This window comes from Halomonas sp. ALS9 (genome assembly GCF_001651035.1).
Taxonomy (GTDB): domain Bacteria; phylum Pseudomonadota; class Gammaproteobacteria; order Pseudomonadales; family Halomonadaceae; genus Vreelandella.
In genome coordinates this window covers 34790-55375 of the sequence record NZ_LXRG01000201.1, presented here as the reverse complement: position 1 = coordinate 55375, position 20586 = coordinate 34790, and the positions used below count along the sequence as shown (strand labels likewise).

20 protein-coding genes are annotated in these 20586 nt (G+C 57.2%); 1 reads left to right on the top strand and 19 read right to left on the bottom strand.

What is annotated here, in order from left to right; genetic code table 11:
* Positions 1-62 precede the first annotated feature (62 nt).
* From der to A6R74_RS18045, 14 genes are all read right to left on the bottom strand, one after another.
* Positions 63-1466 carry a ribosome biogenesis GTPase Der gene (gene der, locus A6R74_RS18110; protein WP_064235875.1) on the bottom strand — a complete coding sequence of 468 codons (1404 nt, stop codon included), beginning with the start codon at positions 1464-1466 and terminating at the stop codon, positions 63-65.
* A complete protein-coding gene (bamB, locus tag A6R74_RS18105) occupies positions 1463-2632 on the bottom strand; it encodes an outer membrane protein assembly factor BamB (RefSeq protein ID WP_064235874.1) in 1170 nt (389 codons plus the stop codon). Before bamB ends, der begins: the two co-directional genes overlap by 4 nt.
* On the bottom strand, positions 2629-3285 hold the full coding sequence (locus tag A6R74_RS18100; RefSeq protein ID WP_064235873.1) for a YfgM family protein: 657 nt from the start codon (positions 3283-3285) through the stop codon (positions 2629-2631). The genes bamB and A6R74_RS18100 overlap by 4 nt, the downstream gene beginning before the upstream one ends.
* 95 nt (positions 3286-3380) lie before the next feature.
* Complete coding sequence (gene hisS / locus A6R74_RS18095; protein WP_064235872.1) at positions 3381-4682, bottom strand: histidine--tRNA ligase; 1302 nt, start codon at positions 4680-4682, stop codon at positions 3381-3383.
* A 61-nt stretch (positions 4683-4743) separates the two neighbouring features.
* Positions 4744-5859: a flavodoxin-dependent (E)-4-hydroxy-3-methylbut-2-enyl-diphosphate synthase gene (gene ispG / locus A6R74_RS18090; RefSeq protein WP_064235871.1), complete on the bottom strand. Its 1116-nt coding sequence runs from the start codon at positions 5857-5859 to the stop codon at positions 4744-4746.
* A gap of 8 nt (positions 5860-5867) precedes the next feature.
* Positions 5868-6926, bottom strand: coding sequence for a RodZ domain-containing protein (locus tag A6R74_RS18085; RefSeq protein WP_064235870.1), 1059 nt, complete (start codon positions 6924-6926; stop codon positions 5868-5870).
* A 47-nt stretch (positions 6927-6973) separates the two neighbouring features.
* Complete coding sequence (pilW, locus tag A6R74_RS18080) at positions 6974-7708, bottom strand: type IV pilus biogenesis/stability protein PilW (RefSeq protein ID WP_064235869.1); 735 nt, start codon at positions 7706-7708, stop codon at positions 6974-6976.
* Between the two features lie 140 nt (positions 7709-7848).
* Complete coding sequence (gene rlmN / locus A6R74_RS18075) at positions 7849-9045, bottom strand: 23S rRNA (adenine(2503)-C(2))-methyltransferase RlmN (RefSeq protein WP_064235868.1); 1197 nt, start codon at positions 9043-9045, stop codon at positions 7849-7851.
* Between the two features lie 91 nt (positions 9046-9136).
* Positions 9137-9562 (bottom strand): nucleoside-diphosphate kinase, encoded by a 426-nt coding sequence (ndk, locus tag A6R74_RS18070; protein ID WP_008959763.1) that lies wholly within the window; start codon positions 9560-9562, stop codon positions 9137-9139.
* 305 nt (positions 9563-9867) lie between these two features.
* A complete protein-coding gene (locus A6R74_RS18065; protein WP_064235867.1) occupies positions 9868-10194 on the bottom strand; it encodes a HesB/IscA family protein in 327 nt (108 codons plus the stop codon).
* Positions 10195-10206: 12 nt separating this feature from the next.
* Entirely contained in the window at positions 10207-11391 is a 1185-nt protein-coding gene (locus A6R74_RS18060) for an aminotransferase class V-fold PLP-dependent enzyme (RefSeq protein WP_064235866.1), read from the bottom strand.
* 52 nt (positions 11392-11443) lie between these two features.
* A complete protein-coding gene (gene iscR, locus A6R74_RS18055; RefSeq protein ID WP_064235865.1) occupies positions 11444-11911 on the bottom strand; it encodes a Fe-S cluster assembly transcriptional regulator IscR in 468 nt (155 codons plus the stop codon).
* Positions 11912-11989: 78 nt separating this feature from the next.
* Positions 11990-12853, bottom strand: a complete 864-nt coding sequence (gene cysE, locus A6R74_RS18050; protein WP_064235864.1) for a serine O-acetyltransferase — start codon at positions 12851-12853, stop codon at positions 11990-11992.
* A 114-nt stretch (positions 12854-12967) separates the two neighbouring features.
* Entirely contained in the window at positions 12968-13720 is a 753-nt protein-coding gene (locus A6R74_RS18045) for an RNA methyltransferase (RefSeq protein ID WP_064235863.1), read from the bottom strand.
* A 210-nt stretch (positions 13721-13930) separates the two neighbouring features.
* Here A6R74_RS18045 and A6R74_RS18040 point away from each other — a divergent pair, with 210 nt between their 5' ends.
* Positions 13931-14725: an inositol monophosphatase family protein gene (locus A6R74_RS18040; protein WP_064235862.1), complete on the top strand. Its 795-nt coding sequence runs from the start codon at positions 13931-13933 to the stop codon at positions 14723-14725.
* Positions 14726-14853: 128 nt separating this feature from the next.
* Here A6R74_RS18040 and secF read toward each other — a convergent pair whose 3' ends face one another.
* The 5 genes from secF to queA form a co-directional block, all read right to left on the bottom strand.
* Positions 14854-15780: a protein translocase subunit SecF gene (secF, locus tag A6R74_RS18035; RefSeq protein ID WP_064235861.1), complete on the bottom strand. Its 927-nt coding sequence runs from the start codon at positions 15778-15780 to the stop codon at positions 14854-14856.
* Positions 15781-15794: 14 nt separating this feature from the next.
* Positions 15795-17648 carry a protein translocase subunit SecD gene (gene secD, locus A6R74_RS18030; RefSeq protein WP_064236081.1) on the bottom strand — a complete coding sequence of 618 codons (1854 nt, stop codon included), beginning with the start codon at positions 17646-17648 and terminating at the stop codon, positions 15795-15797.
* Positions 17649-17778: 130 nt separating this feature from the next.
* On the bottom strand, positions 17779-18105 hold the full coding sequence (gene yajC, locus A6R74_RS18025) for a preprotein translocase subunit YajC (RefSeq protein WP_007111584.1): 327 nt from the start codon (positions 18103-18105) through the stop codon (positions 17779-17781).
* A 164-nt stretch (positions 18106-18269) separates the two neighbouring features.
* Positions 18270-19388 (bottom strand): tRNA guanosine(34) transglycosylase Tgt, encoded by a 1119-nt coding sequence (tgt, locus tag A6R74_RS18020; RefSeq protein ID WP_064235860.1) that lies wholly within the window; start codon positions 19386-19388, stop codon positions 18270-18272.
* A gap of 79 nt (positions 19389-19467) precedes the next feature.
* Complete coding sequence (queA, locus tag A6R74_RS18015; RefSeq protein WP_064235859.1) at positions 19468-20499, bottom strand: tRNA preQ1(34) S-adenosylmethionine ribosyltransferase-isomerase QueA; 1032 nt, start codon at positions 20497-20499, stop codon at positions 19468-19470.
* Positions 20500-20586: the final 87 nt, after the last annotated feature.

The window sequence follows — 20586 nt, the reverse complement described above, 5'->3', positions numbered from 1 at the left end:
AAAACGCCTGCTGAAAATTCAGCAGGCGTTTGATGAGGCATTTTTTAAATCTTGGCAATAAGCTAACGACGGCTTTTACGCGCCTCTTTGGTGCGGTTAAGCTCGCGCTTTTTGGCCTTCTCTTTGTCGCTGGCGCCTGCCATATTGTCGAACGGATTGCTGCCGGAGCGGAACTCAAAACGTATCGGCGTGCCGCGCACTTTTAATACTTTACGGAAAGTGTTGGTCAGATAGCGGCGGTAGGCTTCCGGTAGCGACTCGGTTTGGTTGCCGTGTACGACGATAATCGGCGGGTTGCTGCCGCCCTGGTGGGCCATGCGCAGTTTAATGCGCCGCCCGTGTACCATTGGCGGTGGGTTTTGGCTGACCGCGTCCTGGAGTAGGGTGGTGAGGCGGTTGGTCGACCAGTGGGCGTTAGCGGCGTCAAAGGCGCGATCAATCGAGGGGTAGAGATCACCCACCGCCGTGCCGTGCAGGGCAGAGATAAAGTGCAGCTCGGCGTAATCGGCAAAGCCCAGACGGCGCTTCACCTCGGTGCGCATCTTGTCCTTGGCCTCGGTCTCCAGGCCGTCCCACTTATTCACCGCCAGCACTAGCGCTCGCCCGGTGGTTAACACATAGTCGAGCAGGTGCAGATCCTGCTCCACCAAGCCGCTGGAGCCATCCAGTACCATGATCACTACATGGGACTCTTTGATTGCATCCAGGGTTTTGATGATAGAGAACTTCTCGGTGACTTCCCGGATATTCTTGCGACGCCGGATGCCCGCGGTATCGATCAGTACATAGGGCTTGCCGCGGCGTTCGAAGGGAATTTCGATGGCATCGCGGGTAGTGCCCGCTTCATCAAAGACCACCACGCGCTCTTCGCCCAGCAGGCGATTGACCAAGGTCGATTTTCCCACGTTAGGGCGGCCAATCACGCTGATGCGCACGCCTTTGCTGCCGGTATCCGCAGGGATGCTGGCATCGCGCTCGGGAAACGGTTCGAGTACCACGTCGATCAGGGTAGACACATTGCGCCCGTGGGCGGCAGCAATCGGCCAGGGATCGCCTAGCCCCAACGACCAGAAATCGCCCATCGCCGAGTGCTCTTCCAGACCGTCGGTTTTATTCACCACCAGCCAGGTTTTTTTCTGGTTAACCCGCAGGTGGTTGGCAATTGCCTGGTCGGCAGCGATCAGGCCGGCGCGGGCATCGACCATAAACAGCACAATATCGGCTTCATCAATGGCGGCGAGTGACTGCTCCGCCATGGCGGCATCGATGCCGTCTTCGTCACCGCTAATACCGCCGGTGTCAATGACCGTATAGACCTTATCGCCCAGCATGCCATTGCCGTACTTGCGGTCGCGGGTGAGGCCAGGAAAATCGGCCACCAGTGCATCACGCGAGCGCGTTAGGCGGTTAAACAACGTCGATTTGCCCACATTGGGGCGACCGACTAAAGCAATGACGGGTGTCATGGAGTGACTTCCAGGGTTTCCAGGCGACCATTGTTGGCCTGGACATGAATGGTGCTGCCTTCAGTGACCGGGCGTACGCTGATGCCCGAGCTGTGCACGCGAGTGCGACCTACGATATCGCCTTCGCGAGCGTCGATCAGGTGAAGATAACCTTCAAAATCACCGAAAACCAAGCGGCCATCGGCGAAGGCCGGGGCGGTCAACCAGCGATCTTCTAAGTCGTCGTTGCGCCAAATTTCGCGGCCGCTGTTAGCGTCGAGGGCGACAATCTGGCTGTCATCGGTGACCACAAACAGGAAGTCGCCGACCAGAATCGGAGTATGGCGGCTGGACAGATCCGCTTCCCAAAGCATGTCGCCTTGAGTCGCTTCCAGCGCAACTACCCGGCCGTTATAGCTGGTTACAAACAGGCGGCCATCGGGGCTGATGATCGGCTGGCCGGAAAGATCAACCAGGCGCTCTACTTCGCTACGCCCACGTGGGGTAGCAACCTGCATCTCCCAAAGCGGCTGGCCGCTGCGGTTATCCAGCGTGGCTAAGCGGCCGTTGGCTAGGCCGACAAAGCTGACCGGATCAATTACCATCGGCGTGCCGGTGCCGCGCAGCGTTAACGAGGGCTGTGAACTGGTGTATACCCAGCGTTCTTCGCCAGTGGCGCGATCCAGGGCCGTCACGCGGCCATCGACACTTTGTACGATCAGTAGCTGCTGATTGGCTTGGGGCGCGGCCAGCACCTCGCTGGATACCCGCGAGCGCCAATTTTCGCTACCATCACGCTGATCCAGGGAGATCACTGCGCCGTTACCAGTGGCCAGATAAACCTGCCCGGCAATCGCCGTTAACGCACTGGAAATAGGCGTATCCAGATCGATTTCCCACTCGACGTCGCCGCTATCGGCATCCATCGCCATCACCACGCCTTTGGCATCTGCCGCAAATACGCTGTCGCCTTCACGGGAAGGCGCGATGGGGTAGCGGGCATGGCCCAGGCCATCGCCCACATTGCGCCGCCATTGCGTCTCTAACGAGGAGGTTTCGTTGAAACTGCGTAACTCTTTAGGCGTATAAGCAGGCTCGCCTTTGCTTGCGCAACCGACCAGCAGTGCCAGCGACAGCGCGCCTAAGCTTGCGCGTACCAGCTGTTTCGTTGGGATACCAAAAGTCATTGCGTCGCCTCCTCAGCGCCGAGATCGTCAAGCTTGAACTGCACGCCGTAAAGCGGCTGGTCTTGGGTTTGTGCCAGTTGCAGGGCGGTTTCCCAGGCTTCGCGAGCCGCCTCGGTGTCGCCTTGGGCGAAGAATGCATCGCCGCGTACGTTGGCCCGTTGGGCTGCTAGCGCGTCGCTAATCGGCTCGTCGAGCAGCGCCAGTGCCTGCGTCGGATTGCCGTCGGCGAGTTCGACCCGGGCCAGACGCAGCCAGGCCAGACTCTGCACATAGCGGCGCGAGGAGTCGGCAGCGTTTTCCAGTGCGGTTCGCGCGCCTTCCAAATTACCTTGCTGAACCGCTAGGCGTGCATCAAGCAGTAGGGCGAGTTCCGCGTAGAGCGTATTGCCATGCTCGTCGGTCAGTTCGCTGACCATTTCCCGCGCGTTGGCTAGTTGCTCTTCGTCAAGCTCGTTGCCAGCAGTCATGTTGACTAGCTGCTGATAGCGCATGGAGGCCGCTTCGGCTTGGCCCTGTTGATAGTTCTGCCAGGCATTCCAGCCGAACACCCCGGCCGCCGCCAGAACCGCGCCTGCAATCAGCGACATGCCGTTCTCTTTCCACCAGCGCTTGACGGCGTCTAGCTGCTCTTCTTCGCTTCTCAGCTCCACCACGGGCGGGCTCCTGTTTTCTAAGTACTTATTTCACTAAATTCGTATGTACGTTATCTAAGGCCGTATACACAAACCATCGGGCTAGCCTGCAGGGCTTATGCGTTAGCGGTCAAAAACTCGCGCAGCGTATGGCCCAGTGTTGCTTGAGGAACGCTTTGCTGTTCGCGGTCGTCGCGCAGAAACTTGACTGTCGCCGACTGTGCGGTGATTTCATCTTCACCGATCAGTATTGCTATCGTGGCAGCGCTCTTGTCGGCTTTTTTGATGCGGCTTTTGAAGCTGCCGCCACCACAGTGAAGCTGTAAACGCAGTTCAGGCAGTTCGTCACGCAGTTGCTCGGCCAGGGTGATGGCGGCCGTTGTGGCGCTATCGTCCATGGGTAGCAAATAGACATCGCAGCCACCAAGAGCGTCCTCAGGAATTAGCTCAAGGGTTTCGAGCAGCAGAATCAGCCGCTCAATGCCCATGGCAAAGCCGACCGCCGGGGTCGGCTTGCCGCCCAGTTGTTCGACCAAGCCGTCGTAGCGACCGCCTGCGCAGACGGTACCCTGGCTGCCAAGCGCAGTCGTCGTCCACTCGAACACGGTGCGGCAGTAGTAGTCGAGCCCGCGCACTAAGCGTGGGTTGATTACATAGGCAATGCCCGCCGCTTCAAGCATCTTAGTGAGCTGCTCAAAGTGTTCCCGAGACTCGGTATCCAGGTGATCCATCAGCTGCGGCGCGGCATCGAGCATTTCCGCCATGGCAGGGTTCTTGGAGTCAAGGATGCGCAGCGGATTACTGGTTAAGCGGCGCTTGGAGTCTTCGTCAAGGAGATCATGGTGCTGCTCAAAATAGGCCACCAGCGTATCGCGGTAAGCCGCCCGCGCCTCGGATGAGCCCAGCGAGTTTAGCTCCAGGGTAACGTGCTCCATTAGCCCCAGTTCTTGCCACAGGCGCGCCGAAAGCAGGATCACTTCGGCGTCGATATCCGGGCCGTCAAAACCGAAGGTCTCGACGCCAATCTGGTGGAACTGGCGATAGCGGCCTTTTTGTGGACGCTCATAGCGAAACATCGGCCCCTGGTACCACAACCGCTGGGTTTGGTTATACAGCAGGCCGTGTTCCATGGCCGCGCGCACACAGCTGGCGGTACCTTCTGGGCGCAGCGTCAGGCTCTCGCTGTTTCGGTCGTCGAAGGTGTACATCTCTTTTTCGACGATATCGGTAATTTCGCCGATAGAGCGCGCAAACAGCGCGGTTTGCTCAACGATAGGCGTGCGAATTTCATTAAAGCCGTAACGCAGCATCAGCTTTCGTACTTTGGCTTCAAAAAATTGCCAGCGTGGGCTATCGCTGGGCAGTAGGTCGTTCATACCACGAATGGCTTGAATCTTTTTAACGGCGGACTTGCTCAAAGAAAACTCCTTATTCTGCCATCAGGCGTTATTCACCCAGGCTGGCAGCCAGCCCCAGCGGTTAAACGCTGCGGGCAATCATATCGTCTTGCTGCTGCTGTTTTTCGCGCACTTTATCGCGAATCAGCTTTTCTAGGTCATCGACCAAGTGGTCGTTGCGCAGCTTGCTGGTCGGTTTGCCATCGATGTAAATCAAGTTGGCGGGGCTGCCGCCGGTCAGGCCGATATCGGTCTCTTTGGCTTCGCCGGGGCCGTTAACCACGCAGCCAATCACCGAGACGTTGAGCGGTGTCATGACATCTTCCAGCCGCTCTTCCAGCTGGTTCATGGTGCTAATAACGTCGAAGTTCTGGCGCGAGCAGCTGGGGCAGGCAATAAAGTTGATGCCTTTAGAGCGCAGCTTGAGGCTTCTGAGCATATCAAAGCCGACCTTGATCTCTTCCACCGGGTCTGCCGCCAACGAGACGCGGATCGTGTCACCGATACCATCCATCAGCAGCATGCCCAGGCCAATCGACGACTTGACCGTACCCGACCGCAAACCACCTGCTTCGGTAATCCCTAAATGCAGCGGCTGTTCGATGCGCGCGGCAAGGTCGCGATAGGCAGCTACTGCCATAAACACATCCGAAGCTTTGACGCTGACTTTGAAGTCGGGAAAATCGAGGCGATCAAGATAGTCGATGTGGCGCATGGCGGACTCCACCAGAGCCGCAGGTGTAGGTTCGCCATACTTCTTTTGCAGGTCTTTTTCCAACGAACCGGCGTTGACGCCAATGCGGATCGGAATGCCATGGTCACGGGCTGCGCTAACCACCGCGCGAACGCGGTCTTCACGGCCGATATTGCCGGGGTTAATGCGCAGGCAGTCGACGCCGAGTTCAGCAACGCGCAGGGCGATTTTATAATCAAAATGAATATCGGCAACCAGCGGGACATTGACCAGTTTTTTGATCTGACCAAAGGTTTCGGCGGCATCCATATCGGGTACCGAAACGCGCACAATATCCGCACCGGCTTTTTCCAACTGCTGGATTTGTGCCACGGTGGCGGCGACATCCAGTGTGTTGGTGTTGGTCATGCTTTGAACGGCAATGGGGGCATCACCGCCCACCGCAACGTTTCCGACCTGTATCTGTCGGGAAAGGCGGCGTTTTATCGGAGAAGGGGCGTGCATAGGACGGGTCACTCTCCCAAGGTAAATCGGGCGACATTGTTGGCGCCTGCGCGAGCGGGAAGGTCAACTTCCTCGCCTTGGTAGCGCAGTTCGACGCCGGTGGCATTACCCACGGTTAAACGAAACGGGGGCTCGCCCTCGACGGTGGTCGAGGTGCCAGGCGTTTGCAGGCCAACGAAGACGCGCTGGTTGGTGGCATCAAAAATTTCCGTCCATGACTGCTCGTTAAACGTCAGCTCAAGGACATTGGCATTGGCGGTCTGCTCGACAGCGGCCGTTTGCTCGCTGTCCGCACTGCTCTGTTCGGTAGCGCTCGGGTCACTGTCATTCTGGCCTGTGCTGCTAAGCTCATCGCCTTCGGCGTCAGCACCGCTGTCGCTATCCAGAATGGACGCATCAAGCCCTGCAATGGCGTCAGCGTCAGCCTGTGCACTGGGGGCTTGACCTTGCTCAGACGTCGATGAAGGCGTGACGTTGGTAGCATTGCTGGGCAGCGTCGCGCTTTCGTCGCCACTGGTGAAGCTTGAACTTGCGCTCTCTTCTGTGTCAGTTGGTTCACTGGCTGGCTCTGCAGGGGCAGTAGCGGTCTCTTCCGTAGCAGTGGAGCCAAAGCCCGGCGGCTCGTTGCCCCCCCGGCTCTGCCACCACATAACGGTCACGGCAATAAGACCCACAATGACCAGCAGGGTAACCAGCTTAAACAGCCAGGCGCCAATGCGGGAGGGCGGTCTGGCAGTGGAGACTGGCGAGACTTTGCGCTCAGTGTCAGTACCGCCGCTGCGGGCTTGATACGCCTCAAGCACCAGTCGGTCATCCATCCCCAGGTATTTGGCGTAAGAGCGCAAATAGCCACGCCGGTAAGCGGCGACAGGAATCTCTTGATAGTCATCCTGTTCTAGCCCGCCCACGACGGCGGGGCGCAGGTTTAGCGCACGGGCCGCATCGGCGAGCGGTATACCCAACTGCTCGCGTTGGCGAGCAAGAAGCTCGCCGGGAGAGGCGCTAGTGGTTGTGCCGTGAGTACTTGGGCTATCAATGACGTTTTCTTGTGACTGTGTATCGCTCATGGCTGAGCATCCTTCATTAAATAAGCGGTGATCAGGGCGTCAATCAGTCAGTCGTTGCCAAGCAGACGCTGGTATTCGGCGGCGACGCTATGCTCGCCGCGGGAATGAGCGATATCAACCGCCATTCTAAGCGCTGCTTGGTTGGGCTCGGCGAGCTGTAAATACGTTTGCAGCGGTGCCCAGGCCTGAGAGTAATTGCCCTGCGAATATTCGAGTTCAGCTAACATTAAATAGCCGCGTGAATTACGCGGATCAATACTTTGCGCGCGCTCCAAACGAGCGCGCGCTTTAGCAAATTTTTCCAACGCCAGGTAACACTGCCCTAAATTAGTAAATAACTGGGCACGGTTGGCGTACTGGGCATCCTCTGATGCGGTTTCTAACTGCTCACAGGCGGCATTGAACTGGCCCTGACCGTACAAGAACGCCGCATAGTTGTTGCGGGCGCGGGTGAAGTCAGGTTCGGCGTTCACCGCCTGTTGAAAATAGTCATTGGCAAGGTCACTTTCGCCCTGGCGTTGGTAAACCAGCGCCAGTGCTTGCAGTGCTTCTGCATGGCGTGGGGCAATTTCCAGCGCCCGATCCAGTGCGTTAAGTGCGCGGGGAAGATTGTTGCGCTCCAGATAGGCAACGCCAAGCTGGGTATAGGCGTCTGCCGCCGCGGGGTTGGCTTGCGGTGTAAGGTTGTTGGACGAGGCACAGCCGGCTAGCCACAAACTACCGATAAGTACGGTGAGCATGGGCACCCGCGATGGGTGTTGGCGCCTGCGGTGAGCGATCATGTAAATCCTCTTGTGGTGAACGTCCAACTGCTAGTAAGGCAAACCAAATAAATAGCAGTACGCATGTAAATAAAAACCGTGACCATCAAAGCGCCGTGCCAAGCGGAAGTCAAGATAAGCCCGGTTTTCTACACCTTATCTTAGTCCGCATCGAGCTGTACTGACTGAATATAGCGCGCGCTGCGTTTGGTGCGGTCTTTCACGCGACCAACAAGCTGACCGCAGGCGGCATCGATATCTTCACCTCGGGTCGTTCTCACCGTCGCGTTGTAGCCTGAATCATACAGCCACTGCTGAAAGCGCATTACCTGGTTACGCGACGGTTTTTCGTACCCAGAGTTGGGGAACGGGTTAAACGGGATCAGGTTGATCTTACACGGCAGCTCTTTAAGCAATGCAGCAAGCTGCTCGGCGTGCTCCTGCTGATCGTTGACGTCTTTGATCAGCGTGTACTCAATGGTGACCTGACGATTATCCGGGCACTTGGCAAGGTAGCGGTGGCAGGCATCCAGCAGCGCACGAATATTGTACTTGCGGTTGATGGGCACTAGTTCATTGCGCAATTCGTCAGTCGACGCATGTAGCGAAATCGCCAAGCTGACGTCCATTTCATCACCGAGCTTGTCGATCATCGGCACCACGCCAGAGGTCGACAGCGTCACCCGGCGCTTGGAGAGGCCATAGCCATTGTCATCAAGCATCAGCTTCATGGCGGGCACAACGTTATCGAAGTTGAGCAAAGGTTCGCCCATGCCCATCATCACTACGTTGGTCACTGGACGATTGGCCGTATCACGCCGCGGGCCAACGCTGCGCTGCGCAACCCAGACCTGACCGATAATCTCGGCAGCGGTCAAGTTACGCTGAAACCCCTGCTTGCCGGTGGAGCAAAAACTACAGTCCAGCGAGCAGCCGACTTGGGATGAGACGCACAGCGTGCGGCGTTTACCGTTCTCTGCCGGGATCAGAACCGTTTCTACATAGCTGCCATCCTCCACTTCAAGCACCCACTTGCGCGTACCGTCGCTGGAGGTGCCCTCGTAGATCACCCCTGGGCCACGAATTTCGGCCAGCCGTGCCAGTTTTTCACGCAGCGCTTTGGAGAGGTTCGTCATGGCAGCAAAGTCATCGCTGCCTTCCTGGTGAATCCACTTCATTAGCTGCGTAGCACGGAACTTCTTTTCGCCGATCGACAAAAAGAAGGCTTCCATCTGCTCGCGGGACATACCAAGCAGGTTTTGACGTTCAGGCGTCGCTTTGGCAGCAGGCGTGCTGGCGGCGTCTGAGCTATCGGCGTCACGGGGGGCGGGCGTATGTTGGGCTACAGTGGTGGTCATGGCGGTCAGCGTTATAGAAAGGGGCGGGGGACTAGCCCCCGCAAAATGGCCGGCAACGAAAGTTGATTCGGCGGCGCTAACTCAAAAGCTCTTAGCGCGGGCAGATTTCGTCGTTACCAAAGAAGTAGCTAATTTCGCGCTCAGCGCTTTCCGGAGAATCAGAACCATGGACAGCGTTAGCGTCGATTGTTTCCGCAAAATCGGCGCGAATAGTGCCGGGAGCCGCTTCTTTCGGGTTGGTTGCGCCCATCAGATCGCGGTTTTTAGCGATGGCGCCTTCACCTTCAAGCACTTGAACAACCACCGGGCCAGAGGTCATGAAGCCAACCAGGTCTTTAAAGAACGGACGCTCTTTGTGCTCGGCGTAGAAACCGCCAGCCTTCTCTTCGGAGAGGTGAACCATCTTCGCGGCAACAACGTTCAGGCCAGCTTTTTCAAAGCGGGCGATGATTTCACCGATGGCATTTTTAGCAACGGCATCAGGCTTGATAATAGAAAGAGTGCGTTCAGTAGCCATGTTAATGGTCTCCATAAATGAGGGCTAAGCAAAAAGTGCCGCCCCAGAAGGCCAGGGCGGCCCAGAAAATGATTCGGTTAATGGCGCTTCAGCAGCTAACGTTTACTCAGCTAATATTTTAAAAAGCATGCGGGTACGACCCAACTGCCTGAGCGTGTGTATCCAGGTGCGCGATTATAGCGCTTAAGCTCGGGGATGAATACCGGCGATGAAACTCGACACGACAAATCCCGGCACGGCAAGGCTCGTCAAAACAAGACTCGTCACAACAAGGCTAGTCACAACAAGGCTCGTCACAACAAAGCCTAGACGGTGAAGCTTTCGCCGCAGCCGCACTCATCTTTGACGTTGGGGTTGTTGAAGCGGAAAAAGCGGTTCAGCCCTTCGCTGACATAATCCACTTCACTGCCGTTAAGCATCTCCACTGCATCGGGGGCGACGTAGACGCTGGCCCCATGGGCTTCAAAATGCACTTCGTCGTCACTGACGGTGTCGGCAAAATCGAGCACGTAGCTATAGCCAGAGCAGCCGCTTGGTTTGACCGAGACGCGCAGGCCGAGCCCTTGGCCCCGCTCGTCAAGCACGTGGCGAATCTGTTGTGCGGCAGCCGGGGTAATATTGAGTGTTGCCATGTGGCGTCCTCCTTAAAAAGTGTCAGCCGCTTTGCGTGGCGGTGTCCGTAAACCGCTCACCGCATGGCGTATGAGCGTTAGCGCATGATCAATCTCGGCGCTAGTGGTAAAGCGCCCGAAGCTAAAGCGCAGCGACGAAAGCGCCAGCGAGCGTGGCGTGCCGATACCCAGCAGCACGTAGGACGGATCGACGCTGGCCGAGTTGCACGCTGAGCCGGTGGATACCGCCACATCGCGCAGCGCCATCAGCAGCGATTCTCCGTCGACGCCTTCAAACGCCAAGTTGAGAATGTTGGGAACAGCGTGGTCTAAGGGGGTGTTGGCAAAGACGCCCTCGACACCTTCAAGGCCGCGCAAAAAACGTTGCTGTAAGTGCGCAATATGAGCGTTGTCTTCATCGTACTGCTGCTGCATCAGCGCAAAAGCTTCACCCATGCCAGCAATTTGGTGGGTTGGCAGAGTGCCGGAGCGCATGCCGCGCTCATGGCCACCGCCATGAATCAGCGCTTCAACGCGAATGTCCGGGTGGCGCTTTACATACAGCGCTCCCACGCCTTTGGGGCCGTAGGTTTTATGGCCGGACAGCGACATCAGGTCAATCTGCTGGGCCACCACGTCTAGCGGAATACGCCCTACCGCCTGGGCGGCATCGGTATGAAAGGCCGCGCCAAACTCATGGGCAACGGCCGCCAGGGCCGCGATATCGTTGATGCTGCCCAGTTCGTTGTTAACCGCCATCAGTGAGACCAGTGCGGTATCGTCGCGCATCGCCGCGCGTAGCTGCTCAGGTTGAATGCAACCATCTCGCCCCGGCGTTAGCCAGGTGACCTCAAAGCCCTCTTTTTCCAGCGCATGGGCGGTATCGACAATGGCTTTATGCTCAATCGACGAGGTCACCAAGTGTAGGCCGCGCTCGCGGTTGGCGCGCATAAAGCCAATTAGCGCTAGGTTGTCTGCTTCGGTGGCGCCGCTGGTCCAGACAATCTCTCTGGGGTCGGCACCAATCGCGTCGGCTACCTGACGGCGCGCCTGCTCAATCACCTGTTCTGCCTGCCAGCCTAGCATGTGGCTGCGCGACGCCGGGTTGGCAAATAACTGGTCAACTGTCAGGTAGCGCTGCATGACCTCAACCACGCGGGCATCCGCCGGCGCGGTGGCGGCGTAATCCAGGTAAATGGGCAGCGTGGGTGTCGTCATCGTTACGTTCCAGCGGTTGTTCGGTCAGGGTAGTCGGTTTTGCGTCGTTGGTTCAGGGTGAAGAGGCGAGAATGCCAGCCTCGGCACGCTGTTTCTGTCGCGACGCAATACGTATGACATCAGGGCGCAGCATCAGTTGTGCCAGCGTCATATCGTCAAGAAAGTGGCGTATCTGCACGGAAAGCTCGCACCACAAATGGTGCGTCAAGCAGGTGTCGCCCTGCTGGCAGTCGGAAAGCCCCTGGCAGCGGGTGGCATCAACGCTTTCGTTCACTGCGTCAATCACCTTTGAGACACTGATCGCGTCCGCGGGTTGGGAAAGCAGGTAGCCGCCGCCCGGGCCACGCACGCTATTGACCAAGCCTGCACGACGCAGGCGAGCAAAAAGCTGCTCTAAATAGGAGAGCGATATCTCTTGGCGATGAGAGATATCGCTTAGGCTGGTCGGGCCGTTGTGGGCATGCAGGGCTAAATCGAGCATGGCGGTAACGGCGTAACGGCCTTTGGTGGTCAAGCGCATGGCAAGCACCTCGACGCTGAACGCTCAGCGCACTAACGGCAAATGTGCTGCCATTATGGGAAAACCCGAGTGCTTTGGTCAACCATTACGCGGTGGCAGCGTTTCTTGCTCCCTGGTCGACTCATCGACCAAATGCTTGCCAACGCCGGGGCAGCCGGTGTCCTGCTCATCCAGAATGTCGGCGAAATCTTCGTCCCGCAGTTGGGGCAGTTGCCCGTCACGATAGTTGTCGTCTAGCTTGCGCAGGGTCGAGCACATGCGCTCGATACGCTCATCAACGGCGTGCATATGGTCGAGCATGGCCTGCATCGAACGGGCCACCGGGTCGGGCATATCCTGGCTGACGCCGTAGGCATCAAAGCCAAATTTCTGACAAATGGCTTCTCGGCGGGCAGGGTCAACATCCAGCGCCTCTTCCACGTCGGGGTCGGCACGTTTAACAATTTTACCGGGAATGCCGACAACGGTGGCCCCCGGCGGCACTTCTTTGGTAACCACCGCGTTGGAGCCGATTTTGGCCCCGGCACCCACGGTAAAGGGGCCGAGTATCTTGGCACCTGCACCGACAATCACGCCATCGCCCAGGGTCGGGTGGCGTTTGCCTTTGCTCCAGCTTGTGCCGCCCAGGGTGACCCCTTGGTAGAGCGTGACGTTATCGCCGACCAGCGCCGTTTCGCCAATCACCACGCCCATACCATGGTCGATAAAAAAACGCCGCCCGATAGTGGCACCCGGATGAATTTCAATACCGGTCAGCCAGCGTGAAAACGTCGACAGCGTCCGTGCCAGCCATTTGAGGTTTTTCTTCCATAACCAATGGCCGCAGCGGTGCAGCAGCAGGGCGTGCAGGCCGGGGTAGTTGGTCAGCACCTCAAGAAAGTTACGTGCGGCTGGGTCGCGGTCAAATACGCTGTTGATGTCTTCACGTAGACGTTGAAACATGAGGTGTTCCTTGGCGTTAAAGGGCGGCGTCTATCAATAGTGGAATCACGTTAAGAATAGCGAAGTTGGGGCGCGTAGCATCAACTTCAAGTTTCGCGTTTTCAGTCCAATACGTTATGGCTTAGGCCGCTTGGTGCCCGCTGCTTTCTCGGTGGCCGATAGAATCCCGCGCAAAATATTCATTTCCATACGCTCCGGGCGTGAGCGTAGGTACAGGCGGCGTAGTCTCGCCATTAGCTGCCGTGGCTGATCAGGATCATGGAAATCAATGCCAATCAGCGTGCGCTCTAAGTGCTCAAAGTAGCGCTCAAGCTCGGCGTGGGTGGCCAAGTCATCGTCAGCGCTGGTGTCAACTGCGGGCGCGTCAGCCTGGTTTAACCAGGCCATGCGACACTCATAGGCGAGCACCTGAACCGCTGCGGCCAAATTGAGCGAGCTAAAATCGGCGTTGGTAGGAATATGCACATGGGCGTGGCAACGCTGGAGCTCGGCGTTGGTCAGGCCGCTGTCTTCGCGTCCGAATACCAGCGCCACGCGAGACTCTGCAGCCTGACACTCGCCGGGCAGTCGATCGGCCAATTCCCGAGGTGAGAGCATCGGCCACGGCAGGGTGCGCGAGCGCGCACTGGCACCTACGGCCAGGGTGCAGTCCGCCACTGCGTCTTCCAGTGTAGCGTGGACGTTGGCTTGGTGAAGCAAGTGATCAGCGCCAGAAGCGCGGGAAATGCTGTCCTGAGTAATCACCTCGCAGCGGGGGGCGACAAGGGCCAAATCGGCCAAGCCCATATTGTGCATGGCGCGTGCTACGCCGCCGATGTTGCCAGGATGGCTGGTGCCGATTAAAACAATGCGAATGCGTTCAAGCATGATAGGGCCCGGTGAAATAGTACTCTGAAATAGTGCTCTGAAATAGCGCTCGGTAAATAGCGCTCGGTAAATAGGCGTAAAACGCGCAGTCTAGCATGAGTCGATGGCATGCCCGAGAGCGGTCTGCTAGAATTGCGCGCCAAAGGCGGATATTGCGCCAACCTATCATTAGCATCACGTTCTTTAACATCACTGTGACAAGGCCCAACCATGAATCCGATGGTCCAGTTTACGTTGCGCGCAGCGCGCAGCGCTGTTGAGCACTTCCTACGCGTTCGCGAGCGTATTGAAAACGCGCACGATGAATTTAACCTTGACCGCCTGCTCGACGAAACAGCGCGCAAGGCCGAAGCGACGATTGTTCAACAGTTGGAACGCGGTTATCCCCAGCACGGTGTTACTGGCCGCTTTACCCCGCATCGCGCCGGTGAAGGCGAAGGCGCGGATATCGTCTGGAAAATTGAACCGATGCACGGCTACTCCAATTTAGCCGTCGCCGGTAAGGGCTTTGCACTCTCAGTGGTGTGCCTTATCAAAGGTCGTCCCGAACACGCAGTGATTATCTGCCCGTTCGCCGACGACGAGTATATTGCCAGCCGCGGCCGCGGCGCCCAACACAACGACAAGCGCATGCGCGTTAGCAAACCGACCGCCATCAGCGGCACGCGTATGGCCATGAGTCTTCCGGAAGTATGGCTGCGCCCGCGCAATTTACCTGCCTATTTAACCGTTTCCCAGCAGCTTGCCCCTCAGATAGAAAACCTGCTGGCCACGGGCTGTGGGCTATTGGATCTATGTGAACTGGCCACCGGACGAGTGGATAGTGCTTTTGTGCTTGGCTTGGAAGAGCAGGATATGCAGGTTGGTACGCTGTTCCTGAAAGAGGCGGGCGCCCTGATGGGTACCCCGGACGGCCAGCCCACGGTGAAAGTGGAAGGGCAATTAATGGCTGCCGGGCCGCGCCTCTATAAAGCGCTGATCAAGCAGCTAACGCCGCACTTCTAAGCAGCGCTGCTGAGTCTTTAAAGGCACAAGTTTTAAAGACATAAGCTTTCAAGACGAAAAAATGCCCCTGCTGGGTTTCCAGCAGGGGCATTTTTGTAGGCTAAACAAGAGGAGTAAAAGAGGCGCTGTTAAGGCAGCTCTTCCTCTTCTTCGTCGAGCTCTTTCTTGGTGGGGATCAAATCTTCCCGCGATAGTTTCAGCGGTAGCAAAAGTGCCGCGGCAATATAGATAGACGAGAAGGTACCCACCACGATGCCAACCAGCAACGCAATGGCGAAGTTCTCAATCATATCGCCACCCAGCAACAGCAGCGCGAGCAGTACCAAAACGGTAGTGCCTGAGGTTGCTAGCGTACGCGATAGCGTGGCGTTAATTGCTTCGTTGAAGATTTGCGGCATATCGTCGATCCGCGAGGTGCGAATGGCTTCGCGGACGCGGTCGTAAACCACGATGGTATCGTTCAACGAGTAACCGATCACCGCCAGGATAGCCGCCAACACGGTGAGATCGAAGTCGAGCTGAAACAGCGAAAAAACGCCCACGACGATGATCACATCGTGCATCAGTGCCAACAGAGCGCCAATCGCAAACTTATACTGAAAGCGGAAGGCGACATAGAGCATCACCACGCCGAGTGCGACCAGCAGGCCAAGGCCGCTCTGGTCGCGTAGCTGGTCGCCCACCTGGGAGCCAACAAACTCAGAGCGCACAAGGTCGACGCTGTCGCCACTGGAGCGCAGCAGGTTAACCACCTCGCCACCCACATCGGCATCAAACGCCTGCTGAAGGCGAATCAATACTTCGGTCGATGCCCCAAAGGTCTGCACCGAGACATCTTGGAAGCCGCTGTCTTCAAGCAGCACGCGAATAGCGTCGAGTGAGGGCGCGGCGCCGTAGCGCACCTCAATCAGCGTACCACCCGTAAAGTCCAGCCCCAGATTGAGCTGCTGGAACAGAATGGCGCCAATCGACACGATTAGTAGCAATGCGGAGACGATATACGCGAGCTTGCGTCGCCCCATAAAGTCGATTCGCAGGTGTGTTAGGGGTTTCATTACCACCTCTTAAGTTAGATCCACAGCTTTTTGACGGGTTTGCTGCCGTAAGCCAAATTGACCATGGCACGAGTCACCATTAGCGCCGTGAACAGCGACGTCAAAATGCCGATAGAGAGTGTTACCGCAAACCCTTTGACCGGGCCGGTACCAATCGAGAACAGGATAACGGCCACCAATAGTGTGGTGATGTTAGCGTCAACGATGGAGGTAAAGGCACGTTCATAGCCTGCCTGGATCGCCTGCTGAACCGACATGCCGTTGCGCAGCTCTTCGCGTATTCGCTCGAAAATCAGCACGTTGGCATCCACCGCCATGCCCAGCGTCAGCACGATACCGGCAATCCCCGGCAGCGTCAGCGTCGCGCCCAGCATCGACATTGCTGCGACCAGCAGCGTTAAGTTCAGCGCCAGGGCGATATTGGCAAATATCCCAAATACCTTGTAACGCACCAGCATAAACAGCACGACCAGCAGTAGGCCGATCTGCACTGATAGCAAACCACGCTCAATGTTTTCAGCGCCCAGGCTTGGCCCAATCGTGCGCTCTTGAACGAAGTAGATGGGTGCCGCGAGTGAGCCCGAACGCAGCAGCAGCGAAAGTTCAGCAGCTTCTGTGGGTGAATCCAGTCCAGTAATCCGGAAACTGTTGCCCAGCGCGCTTTGAATCGTCGCCAGACTAATCAAGCCGCGTTCAACGTAGGGCTCGCGCTCAATGGTCTCTTCGCCCGTTTCCGGGTCGGTGACCACCGTGTCTTCGCTTTTGTGCTCGATAAACAGCACCGCCATATTGCGACCAATATTGGTGCGCGTGGCGCGGTTCATCAGCGTGCCGCCGGTGCCATCCAGATCGATATTGACCTGCGGGCGACCATTTTCGTCAAAGCTGTTGCTGGCACTGGAAACGCTGTCACCGGTAATAATCACATCGCGCATTAGCTCAGCAGAGCGCGATGGTTCATTACGAAATGTCAGGGTTTCCGTTTCGTTGTCCGGAGTGTCATTACGTGCTTCCAGGCGGAATTCCAAATTCGCTGTCGCACCCACAATGCGCTTAGCTGCCACGGTATCCTGGATGCCGGGAAGCTCTACGACGATTTGGTTGGGGCCTTGGCGCTGCACCATGGGCTCAGCGACACCCAGTTCGTTGACCCGGTTGCGCAGGGTGGTCAAGTTCTGGTTGATCGCATAGTCCTGAATTTCGCTGACCGATTGATCGCTAAGCGTCATCACCAGCGTTGAGGCACGACCATCGCCTTCGCTGCTGTATTCAAAGTCAGGAAAGTCACGACTGATCAGGCTGCGCGCGGTATCGCGGTCTTCAGCGCTGGCAAAATCGATCGACAGCGTGCGCTCTTCGACATCGGTGTTGCGATAGCGAATACGTTCGCTGCGCAGTAGTTCACGCATGGCGCTGGCGTTGACTTCCAGGCGCTGGGTAAGCGCGGCGTCCATGTCCACTTCTAGCAAGAAGTGCACGCCGCCGCGCAAGTCGAGGCCCAGGGTCATGGGGGAAGCAGAGAAGGCCTGTAGCCATTCGGGTGTTGCTTCGGCGAGGTTCAGCGCTACCGTTGCCTCATCGCCTAAAAGGTCGGCGGCAATGTCGCGTGCAGGAAGCTGATCGTCGTCGTGGCGCAAACGAATTAACCATTGCCCGTTCTCTTCTTCGAGGGCTTTGATTTCAATGCCGTCTTCGCTGAGCGCGGTTTCAACGCGGTCTATCTGACGCGCATCCAGCGAGTCGCCTTGGGCGCTGCTAATTTGGATGGCGGGATCTTCGGGGAATAGATTGGGAAGCGAGTAGATAAGGCCAACCACCAGGACGACCAGTATCAGCAGATACTTCCACAGGGGGTAACGGTTGAGCATGCAAGCCCTGCCTTCAATTACAAACGGAATGCTGTGCACGGACACGCCGTGCACAGCAAAGTTCACCATCATTTATACCATGTCACCCCTGCCGGGGTGGCTGGCACTGGTCGGCAGGGGGTTGCAAGGTTTAGATGGACTTGATGGTGCCTTTAGGCAATACGGCGGCAACGGCGTTCTTCTGCACGTTAACTTCGGTGCCTTCAGAGATCTCGATGGTCAGGAATTCGTCGCTCACTTTAGTGATACGACCTACCAGACCGCCGCCAATGACGATTTCATCGCCTTTATCCAGGTTGGTAACCAGCTGCTTGTGCTGCTTGGCGCGCTTGGCCTGAGGACGCCATAACAGGAAATAGAAAATCAGCACGAAGCCGACCAGCATGACGATTTGCGCAATACCACCGCCAGCGGCGGCTTCTTGGGCATGAGCTGGTGAGATGAAGAAATCCAGCATTGCAGAGAACTCCTGAGTTAGAAAAGCTTAGGTTTTTTTAAAAGCTTGGGTTTTATTAAAAGCTTGGTTTTTAAAAGCTTAGTTTTTAACAGCTTGGTTCAAAAACATGCTTGGTTTAAAAACATGGTCGAACAGTCTAAACCACGCGCCAAGGCGCGTGGCGATTAATTCGCTAGGGGAGGCACCGGCAGGCCGCGCCGTGCATAGAAGCCTTCCACAAAGGTCGTCAATGTACCCGCTTCAATTGCCGCGCGCAAATCGGCCATCACACGCTGGTAGTAACGTAAGTTGTGGATGGTGTTAAGCATCGAACCGAGCATTTCATTGCAGCGGTCTAAATGGTGTAAATAGCCCCGCGAGAAGCTCTTGCAGGTATGGCAGTCGCACTCCTCGTCAAGCGGGCGAGTGTCAAAACGGTGCTTGGCGTTACGAATTTTGACCGTGCCTTCCGAGGTGAATAGATGGCCGTTACGGGCGTTGCGAGTAGGCATCACGCAATCGAACATATCCACACCCCGGCGAACGCCTTCTACCAGGTCTTCGGGTTTGCCGACGCCCATTAAATAGCGTGGCTTGTCATCCGGCATCCAGGTGGGCAGGTAGTCGAGCACCTTGATCATTTCTTCTTTAGGCTCGCCCACCGAAAGGCCGCCAATCGCCAAACCATCAAAGCCGATCTCCAGCAGCCCGTTGAGCGAGCGTTCGCGCAGCTCTGGGTGCATGCCGCCCTGGATGATACCGAACAGCGCGGAAGGTGAATCGCCATGGGCATCTCGCGAACGTTTGGCCCAGCGTAGCGACAGCTCCATGGATTTCTCGGCTTCGTCAAAGGTGGCCGGGTAGGGCGTGCACTCGTCAAAGATCATCACTACATCGGAGCCTAGCGAGCGCTGAACCGCCATGGACTCTTCCGGGCCCATAAACACTTTGCTGCCATCCACCGGCGAGCGGAAATGCACGCCCTGCTCGGTGATCTTGCGCGTCTCGCCCAGGGAAAATACCTGAAAGCCGCCGGAATCGGTCAGAATCGGCTTATCCCACTGGGCGAAGTCGTGCAGGTCGCCGTGAGCTTCAATCACCTCGGTGCCGGGGCGCAGCCACAGGTGAAAGGTATTGCCCAGGATGATCTCGGCGCCGATCTCTTTGACGGAGTCCGGCGTCATGCCTTTCACCGTGCCGTAAGTGCCCACCGGCATAAACGCCGGTGTTTCTACCGTGCCGCGGGGGAAGTGAAGGCGACCACGGCGGGCGCGGCCATCGTCGGCCAAGCGCTCAAAGCGCATAAAGCATTCGTTTCGCATAATAAGGTAACTCGTTAATCTCGTTCGTTTGGCGCGACGGGGACAGGGTTTGGGTCAGCCATTAGCGGGTCAGCAGCATGGCATCGCCATAGCTGAAAAATGCATAGCGCTCGGCTACCGCCCGTTGGTAAGCGTGCATGATGGTGTCGTAACCTACAAAGGAGGAGACCAGCATCAATAGCGTCGATTCAGGTAAATGGAAGTTGGTAATTAAAGCATCCACACAGCGCCACTGGTAACCGGGGTAGATAAAAATATCGGTGTCGCCACTGAAAGGTGCGATCTGCCCATCGCTGCTTTTCATGCAGGCGCTTTCCAGGCAGCGCACGCTGGTGGTGCCTACCGCCACTACACGCTTACCCGCCGCGAGTGTGTCACGCACTTGCTGGCAGGTGGCTTCGGTAACCTCGATCCACTCGCTGTGCATATGGTGTTCAAGGATGTTGTCTACACGCACCGGCTGAAAGGTGCCCGCGCCGACGTGCAGCGTGACAAAGGCACGGTTAATGCCTTTATCCGCCAGCGCATCCAGCAGCGGTTGATCAAAGTGCAATCCTGCGGTCGGCGCAGCGACGGCACCATCACGCCGGGCGTAAACCGTTTGGTAGCGCTCACGGTCACTTAGCTCGTCTTCGCGGGTAATATAAGGCGGCAGCGGCATATGACCGTGCTTTTCCAGCAGCGCGATCATCGGCGTATCGCCCAAAAAACGCAGCTCGAACAATGCATCACGGCGGCCTTCCACAATGGCGTGAATGCCACCCTCGAAAATCAGCTCGGTGCCGGGCTTCGGCGATTTGCTCGAACGGATATGCGCCAGGCCACGGTGGGCATCCAGCGGGCGCTCAAGCAGCATCTCTACCTTGCCGCCGCTGGCTTTGTGACCGTGCAGGCGCGCCGGAATCACGCGGGTGTCGTTAAACACCAGCAGGTCGCCCGGTTCCAAAAGCTCAAGCAAATCAGGGAAGCGGCGATGTTCCAACGCACCGCTCTGGCCATCCACACACAGCAAGCGGCAGTCGCTACGCTGCTCAGAAGGGTAGCGAGCAATTAATTCGTCGGGTAGCTCGTAATGAAAATCCGCGCGCTGCATGGCGTATAACTCTTAACGTTGATCAAACAGGCGGCATAGGATAGCGCTTTGGCTGGATAAAGTCAGTCAATGTGATTGACCTACCTA